Below are 7,360 nucleotides of genomic sequence, written 5' to 3'. Positions count from 1 at the left end.
CCCGCTCCTCAAACGCCGGAGGGGCTGAAATACCCAGGGGCCGGGGATACCTCGCGGCCAGAGATACCTCGGGGCTACGAGACACCTCAGGGCCGAGCCCCCTAAGGGGCGCGGGGAACTGCGCGGCCAGCAGCAGCTCACCCGCACCTGCACAGCCACCCGCGCCTACACCCGCACCCGCCGGGCCGCACCCGAGAGACGAAAAGCGGGGGCCCAGGGGTGCCAACCCCTGAACCCCCGCCCCACTCAGCGGAGCGTCACCGCTTTGACTTGGCCGCCTTCGGCGTAGCCAGCCGGGTCCCGCTCCAGTCCTTCCCCACGCTGATGCTCTTGGTCTGGGACAGACCCGCGGTCGTCGCGGCTTCCGCGATGTCGCTGGGCTCCACATACCCGTCTCGGCCGGTCTTCGGCGTCAGCAGCAGCACGGCGCCGCCCTCTTCGACGTACGTGGTGGCATCCACCAGCGCGTCCGTCAGGTCGCCGTCGTCGTCACGGAACCAGAGCACTACTGCGTCGGCGACGTCGTCGTACTCCTCGTCCATGAGCTCGCTGCCGATGACTTCTTCAATGGCCTCGCGGAGCTCCTGGTCGACGTCGTCGTCGAAGCCGATCTCCTGGACCACCTGCTCGGGCTGGAATCCCAGCCTGGTGGCCAGGCTCGTCCGCTCCTCCGCGTGGTCCGCGGTCGCGCTCACGGGTTGCCTCCTGATCATGTTCGGTAATGGGGTCTCCCCCTGCTCGGGCGAAGCCTGGAGCTTGGGGAAGTTCAAGCCACGCGCGTGCGCGAAGCATTGGCCGTAGTCCACACGGGCGGGGCGGATCGCGCAAGTACCCGGCCGTCGGGACCGCCGAAACGGTGACGATCCCGACCGTGTCGCCGCAACTCCAGGCAGAGAATCCTGGCCATTGGTGACGCACACCACACCAATCTGCCCCATTTGTGGATTTACGAACCCTACGAGGGTACGGGACTCGAAAGGCTTTGCGGTACGCGTCACGGGTCGGGCGTATCGTTGCGATTTGCCGGGCCCGCCCTTTGGGGGACGGGGCGAACGTCTCGGTTACCTCTCGGTAGAGATGACGTTTCCGCCCCCGAGGTACACGATGGGGAACGGTGCAGAGACCCAGGTAACCAGAGAGACCCCCCAAGAAAAAACCGAGAAAAACCGAGAAAAAGCGGCCCCCTGAGAGCGAAGGAACAGCGTGGCTTCCGGACCCGATCGCAACCCGATCATCATTGGCGGCCTTCCGAGTCAGGTCCCTGACTTCGATCCAGAAGAGACCCAGGAGTGGCTCGACTCCCTCGACGCCGCCGTCGACCAGCGGGGCCGGGAGCGGGCCCGCTATCTCATGCTGCGACTGATCGAACGGGCCCGCGAAAAGCGCGTGGCCGTGCCGGAGATGCGCAGCACGGACTACGTCAACACCATCGCCACCAAGGACGAGCCTTTCTTCCCCGGCAACGAGGAGATCGAGCGCAAGATCCTGAACGCGACCCGCTGGAACGCGGCCGTGATGGTGTCCAGGGCCCAGCGCCCCGGAATCGGCGTCGGCGGCCACATCGCCACCTTCGCGTCCTCCGCCTCCCTCTACGACGTGGGCTTCAACCACTTCTTCCGCGGCAAGGACGAGGGCGACGGCGGCGACCAGATCTTCTTCCAGGGGCACGCCTCCCCCGGCATCTACGCCCGCGCGTTCATGCTGGACCGGCTGAGCGAGCAGCAGCTCGACGCCTTCCGCCAGGAGAAGTCCAAGGCGCCGAACGGCCTGTCGTCGTACCCGCACCCGCGGTCGATGCCGGACTTCTGGGAGTTCCCGACGGTCTCGATGGGCCTCGGTCCGCTCGGCGCGATCTTCCAGGCGCGCATGAACCGCTACATGGAGGCGCGCGGTATCGCGGACACCTCCAAGTCCCACGTTTGGGCGTTTCTCGGTGACGGCGAGATGGACGAGCCCGAGTCCCTCGGCCAGCTGTCCATCGCCGCGCGCGAGGGCCTGGACAACCTCACGTTCGTCGTCAACTGCAATCTGCAGCGACTTGACGGTCCGGTGCGCGGCAACGGAAAGATCATCCAGGAGCTGGAGTCGCAGTTCCGCGGCGCCGGCTGGAACGTCATCAAGCTGGTCTGGGACCGCAGTTGGGACCCGCTGCTCGCGCAGGACCGCGACGGCGTGCTCGTCAACCAGCTGAACACCACGCCCGACGGACAGTTCCAGACGTACGCCACCGAGACCGGCGCGTACATCCGCGACCACTTCTTCGGTCACGACCACCGGCTGCGGGCGATGGTCGAGAACATGACCGACGACCAGATCCTGCACCTGGGCCGCGGCGGTCACGACCACAAGAAGGTCTACGCGGCCTACGCGGCGGCCAAGGCGCACAGCGGCCAGCCGACCGTGATCCTCGCGCAGACGGTCAAGGGCTGGACGCTCGGCCCGAACTTCGAGGGCCGCAACGCCACGCACCAGATGAAGAAGCTGACGGTCGCCGACCTCAAGGGCTTCCGCGACCGGCTGCACCTGCCGATCTCCGACCAGGAGCTGGAGTCCGGCGCGCCGCCGTACTACCACCCGGGCCGGAACTCGGAGGAGATCCAGTACATGCACGACCGCCGCAAGGGGCTCGGCGGGTACGTCCCGACGCGCGTCGTGCGGTCGAAGCCGCTCGCCCTGCCCGAGGACAAGACGTACGCGAGTGTGAAGAAGGGTTCGGGTCAGCAGTCGATCGCCACCACCATGGCGTTCGTACGGCTGCTCAAGGACCTCATGCGGGACAAGGAGATCGGCAAGCGGTTCGTGCTGATCGCGCCGGACGAGTACCGCACGTTCGGCATGGACTCGTTCTTCCCGAGCGCGAAGATCTACAACCCGCTCGGCCAGCAGTACGAGGCAGTGGACCGCGACCTGCTCCTCGCGTACAAGGAGTCGCCGACCGGGCAGATGCTGCACGACGGCATCTCCGAGGCGGGCTGTACGGCCTCACTGATCGCGGCCGGCTCGGCGTACGCCACGCACGGCGAACCGCTCATCCCGGTGTACGTCTTCTACTCGATGTTCGGTTTCCAGCGCACCGGCGACCAGTTCTGGCAGATGGCCGACCAGTTGTCGCGCGGCTTTGTACTGGGCGCGACCGCCGGTCGTACGACTCTGACCGGTGAGGGTCTGCAGCACGCGGACGGGCACTCGCAGTTGCTCGCCTCGACGAACCCGGGGTGTGTCGCGTACGACCCGGCCTACGGGTTCGAGATCGCGCACATCGTGCAGGACGGGCTGCGGCGGATGTACGGCTCGTCCGCCGAGCACCCGCACGGCGAGGACGTCTTCTACTACCTCACCGTCTACAACGAGCCGATCCAGCACCCCGCCGAGCCGGAGGGCGTGGACGTCGACGGCATCCTGAAGGGCATCCACCGCTACGCGGAGGGCACTTCGGGCTCCATCCCGGCGCAGATCATGGCGTCCGGTGTCGCCGTGCCGTGGGCCGTCGAGGCCCAGCGGATCCTCGCCGAGGAGTGGAACGTACGGGCCGATGTCTGGTCGGCGACCTCCTGGAACGAGTTGCGGCGCGAGGCCGTCGAGGTGGAGCGGCACAATCTGCTGCACCCCGAGGAGGAGCAGCGGGTTCCCTATGTGACGCAGAAGCTGTCCGGGGCGCAGGGTCCGTTCGTGGCCGTCTCCGACTGGATGCGGTCGGTGCCGGACCAGATCGCTCGCTGGGTGCCGGGGACCTACCAGTCGCTGGGTGCCGACGGGTTCGGCTTCGCCGACACCCGGGGGGCCGCTCGGCGGTTCTTCCACATCGACGCGCAGTCGATCGTGGTGGGGGTGCTGACGGAACTCGCGCGCGAGGGCAAGGTCGACCGGTCCGTGCTCAAGCAGGCGATCGACCGGTATCAGTTGCTGGACGCGGCTGCCGCAGATCCCGGCGCTGCCGGGGGAGATGCCTGAGCCGTAGTCGTCTGCGGGGGCGTGGGCGCGACCAGCCCCGCGCCCCTGAGACCAGGGGCGCGTCTAGCACAGTGCGGTAGGGGTGGTGTGGCCACAGGTCACGCCGCCCCTTCGCGTTTTCTACTATGCGCGCATGAAGCAGCAGTCGGCGCAGGACCGTTGGGAGCAGCGCACGCAGCGGCCCTTGTTGGGGCTCGCGGTGGCGTTTGCCGTTGCCTATGCCGTGCCGATCGTGTGGCCCGAGGCCGACCGGGAGGTGACCTCCTGGTGCACGCGGGTGGAGTGGGCGGTCTGGGGGTTGTTCGCCCTGGACTATCTCGTACGGCTCGCTCTCACCGACCGGCGGCGGGAGTTCGTCCGTACGCACTGGCTCGATCTGTGCGCGGTGCTGTTGCCGCTCATCCAGCCGATCCGGCTGTTGCGGCTCGTCTCCACGTTGCTGCTCGTCGGGCAGCGGGCCCGGATGGCGCCGCAGATACGGCTGACCACGTATGTCGTGGGTGCGGTGGTGGCGCTGCTGATGTTCGGCTCGCTCGCCGTGCTGTCCGTCGAACGGGAGTCGCCCGAGGGCAACATCAGGACGCTGGGTGACGCGGTGTGGTGGTCGTTCACCACGATGACGACCGTCGGGTACGGCGATCACGCTCCGACCACCGGGCTCGGGCGGATGATAGCGGTCGGGCTGATGCTGTCCGGGATCGCGCTTCTCGGTGTCGTGACCGCCAATATCGCCGCGTGGTTCATATCGCGGTTCGAGTCGGACGATGTGGAGGAACGGCGGCAGACCGCGGCGATCGAGGCGCTGGCGGAGGAGGTGCGGGCGCTGCGGGCGCAGGTTGCCGCGTTGTCCGACTCGGCGTCGGCCTCTACCTCAGCCGCTGTGTCCGCGTCCGCGTCCGGGAAGATTCCGCATCAGGCTGGCGCCGCGGAGGAGCAGTTGAGCTGAGCGCTCCGCGGGTTGGTCGCCAGGTGCGGGTGGGTGGGGTGCTGGTGCGCAGTTCCCCGCGCCCCTGAAAAGAGAGGCACGCCTTTTAGGGGCGCGGGGAACTGCGCGGCCAGCCGCGAACGACCCGCACCTGCCAACCAACCCGCAGCACGGTCCGTCACAGTTCGGCTAGAACATCCCGCTGCCGGGGCCTGCCGTTCCGGCCATCCACACGATCGCCAGGATCGTGTCTATCGCACCCAGTACCAGCGCGATGAGCGCCGGCATTGGGCGGGCGCCGTTCCAGCGGCGTCCCATGGCCAGCCATCCGCAGGCGATCGCCAGTGGGCCGAGGATGATCCCCAGCACGAAGAACCCGGCGACCGCGCAGATGACTCCGATGATTCCGAGCGTCGCGCGGTCCGGCCCGCTCCGACGCCTCGTACGGCTCCGTGAGCGAGGGTGTTTGCGCGTGGTGTGACCGAAGCCCGCCATCATCAACTCCCTGGACCTCTGAGCCGGCCGCATGCCGGCCGGTTCGGGCTCGGAAGCCGGGTACCCCGGTCCGTTCGGTTCAGACCCGTACTTTTTCTCCCACTGGTTCCGTGGCGCGCCGCCCCCCTCCGGCAGCGCGCCCCGGCCTCACCGAACTGCCCGCTTCCCACGGACCAGTTGAGAGCACTCTGACCTGCGGCGCGACCGATATGAAAGTCATACGGAACGACGTCACCCTGATAGGCGAAAGCCCCGCCGAGTGAACTCGGCGGGGCCGGACCGGAGATGGCCGTCAGAGACGAACGAAGAGCGGACTAGATGTGTCCGACTCCCGCGCCCGCTTCCGCGTTGGCCCCCCGCTTGGTGAGGAAGGCGACGAAGATGGCCACGAAGGCGACACCGGCCGCGACCAGGCTCGCCAGGCTCATGCCGGAGATGAACGTGTCGTGCGCGACGTCCGTGATCTTCTCGGCGATCTCGGACGGCGTGCCCGGTGCCACCGGCGGTGCGCCGACCTGGACCGCCTCCTTGGCCTGGTCGAGCTGGTCCGGGGTGAGCTGCGGAAGGCCCGCGTCCGCCCAGTTGCCCGCGAGGTCGCCGTCGACCTTGGAGGCCATCACGGCACCCAGGACCGCCGTACCGAGGCTGCCGCCGATCTGCATCGCGGCCTGCTGGAGACCGCCGGCGACACCGGAGAGCTCCATCGGCGCGTTGCCCACGATGACCTCCGTGGCGCCGACCATCACCGGCGCGAGGCCGAGGCCGAGGAGCGCGAACCAGATCGACATGAGCCCGCTGCTCGTGTCGGTCTCCAGCGTCGAGACACCGAACATGGCGATGGCCGTGAGCGCCATGCCGCCCGCGAGCGGGATGCGCGGTCCCGTCTTGGTGATCATCGCGCCGGCCAGGGGCGAGCCGACGATCATCATGCCGGTGAGCGGCAGCAGGTGCAGGCCCGCGTCGATCGGGCTCATCCCGTGCACGTTCTGCAGGTAGAAGGTGACGAAGAACAGGCCGCCCATGAAGGCGATCGCCATGAGGACCATCAGGACCACACCGGCCGACAGCGCCACGGAGCGGAAGAGCCCGAGCGGGATGAGCGGCTCGGCGACCCTGTTCTCCCAGTACGCGAACAGCGCGAAGCCGAGCACCGAGATGGCCAGGAACGACCACGTCATGGCGTCGCCCCAGCCCCACTCCGGAGCCTTGATGAGCGCCCAGACCAGGCAGAACATGGCGCCGGACAGCAGGCCGATGCCGGGGAGGTCGAAGGAGCGCGGCGCGTTCTCCGCGCGGTGGTCGGTGAGGATCACCGCGCCGAGGACGACCGCGATGATGCCGACCGGCACGTTGATGAAGAAGACGGACTGCCAGCTGACGTGCTCGACGAGCACACCGCCGAGGATCGGGCCGCCCGCGGTGGAGGCGCCGATGACCATGCCCCAGATGCCGATCGCCATGTTCAGCTTCTCGGCCGGGAAGGTGGCGCGCAGCAGACCGAGCGCGGCCGGCATCAGCAGTGCGCCGAACAGGCCCTGGAGCACTCGGAAGACGACCACGAAGGCGATGCTGTCGGAGAGGCCGATGGCCCCCGAGGCCGCCGCGAAGCCGACCACGCCTATCAGGAAGGTCTGCCGGTGGCCGAACCGGTCGCCGAGCTTGCCCGCCGTGATCAGCGTGACGGCGAGGGCGAGGAAGTAGCCGTTGGTGATCCACTGAACGTCCGCGAAGCTGGCGTTCAGGTCCTTCTGGATGGCCGGGTTGGCGATGGCCACGATGGTGCCGTCCAGGGCCACCATCATCACGCCCACGGCCACGGTGAACAGGGTGTACCAAGGGTGGCCGCGCAGCCCCTTGCCCGGGGTCGGACCGGGGGCGGCGGGCGGAGCCTTGTCGGCCGGGCCGGTCGTGTCGACGGTGGTCTGACTAGTCATGCATCGAGGCTAATGACAGCCACTGACAGTTGACAAACCAATTCACAAGTCGGTA

The 7,360-nt window shown here is 68.1% G+C and carries 5 protein-coding genes; 2 read left to right on the top strand and 3 right to left on the bottom strand.

All coding sequences use genetic code 11. The features are described 5' to 3' along the window. Positions 1-257: 257 nt before the first annotated feature. The gene (locus AOK17_RS08725; RefSeq protein WP_055611766.1) at positions 258-695 is read right to left on the bottom strand and encodes a DUF3052 domain-containing protein; all 438 of its coding nucleotides are present in this window, start codon (positions 693-695) and stop codon (positions 258-260) included. A 508-nt stretch (positions 696-1,203) separates the two neighbouring features. On the opposite strand from AOK17_RS08725, the gene aceE reads away from it, so the two are divergent. Both aceE and AOK17_RS08715 read left to right on the top strand, forming a co-directional pair. After that, positions 1,204-3,951, top strand: a complete 2,748-nt coding sequence (aceE, locus tag AOK17_RS08720; RefSeq protein WP_055611765.1) for a pyruvate dehydrogenase (acetyl-transferring), homodimeric type — start codon at positions 1,204-1,206, stop codon at positions 3,949-3,951. A 133-nt stretch (positions 3,952-4,084) separates the two neighbouring features. Continuing rightward, positions 4,085-4,897, top strand: coding sequence for a potassium channel family protein (locus AOK17_RS08715; protein ID WP_079052881.1), 813 nt, complete (start codon positions 4,085-4,087; stop codon positions 4,895-4,897). A gap of 168 nt (positions 4,898-5,065) precedes the next feature. On the opposite strand, the gene AOK17_RS08710 is transcribed toward AOK17_RS08715, so the two are convergent. Beyond that, positions 5,066-5,374 carry a hypothetical protein gene (locus AOK17_RS08710; protein WP_055611764.1) on the bottom strand — a complete coding sequence of 103 codons (309 nt, stop codon included), beginning with the start codon at positions 5,372-5,374 and terminating at the stop codon, positions 5,066-5,068. Positions 5,375-5,685: 311 nt separating this feature from the next. Then, entirely contained in the window at positions 5,686-7,305 is a 1,620-nt protein-coding gene (locus AOK17_RS08705; protein ID WP_055611763.1) for an MFS transporter, read from the bottom strand. Between the last annotated feature and the right edge of the window lie 55 nt (positions 7,306-7,360).

This window comes from Streptomyces phaeochromogenes, from assembly GCF_001418655.1.
GTDB lineage: Bacteria > Actinomycetota > Actinomycetes > Streptomycetales > Streptomycetaceae > Streptomyces > Streptomyces phaeochromogenes.
The sequence above is the reverse complement of the archived record's forward strand: the minus strand, read 5'-3'. Positions and strand labels throughout refer to the sequence as shown.

Excerpts from the sequence above, each read along its gene's own strand:
- AOK17_RS08705 (WP_055611763.1), bottom strand. The coding sequence starts at position 7,305 with ATGACTAGTCAGACCACCGTCGACACGACCGGCCCGGCCGACAAGGCT.
- AOK17_RS08710 (WP_055611764.1), bottom strand. The coding sequence starts at position 5,374 with ATGATGGCGGGCTTCGGTCACACCACGCGCAAACACCCTCGCTCACGG.
- AOK17_RS08715 (WP_079052881.1), top strand. The coding sequence starts at position 4,085 with ATGAAGCAGCAGTCGGCGCAGGACCGTTGGGAGCAGCGCACGCAGCGG.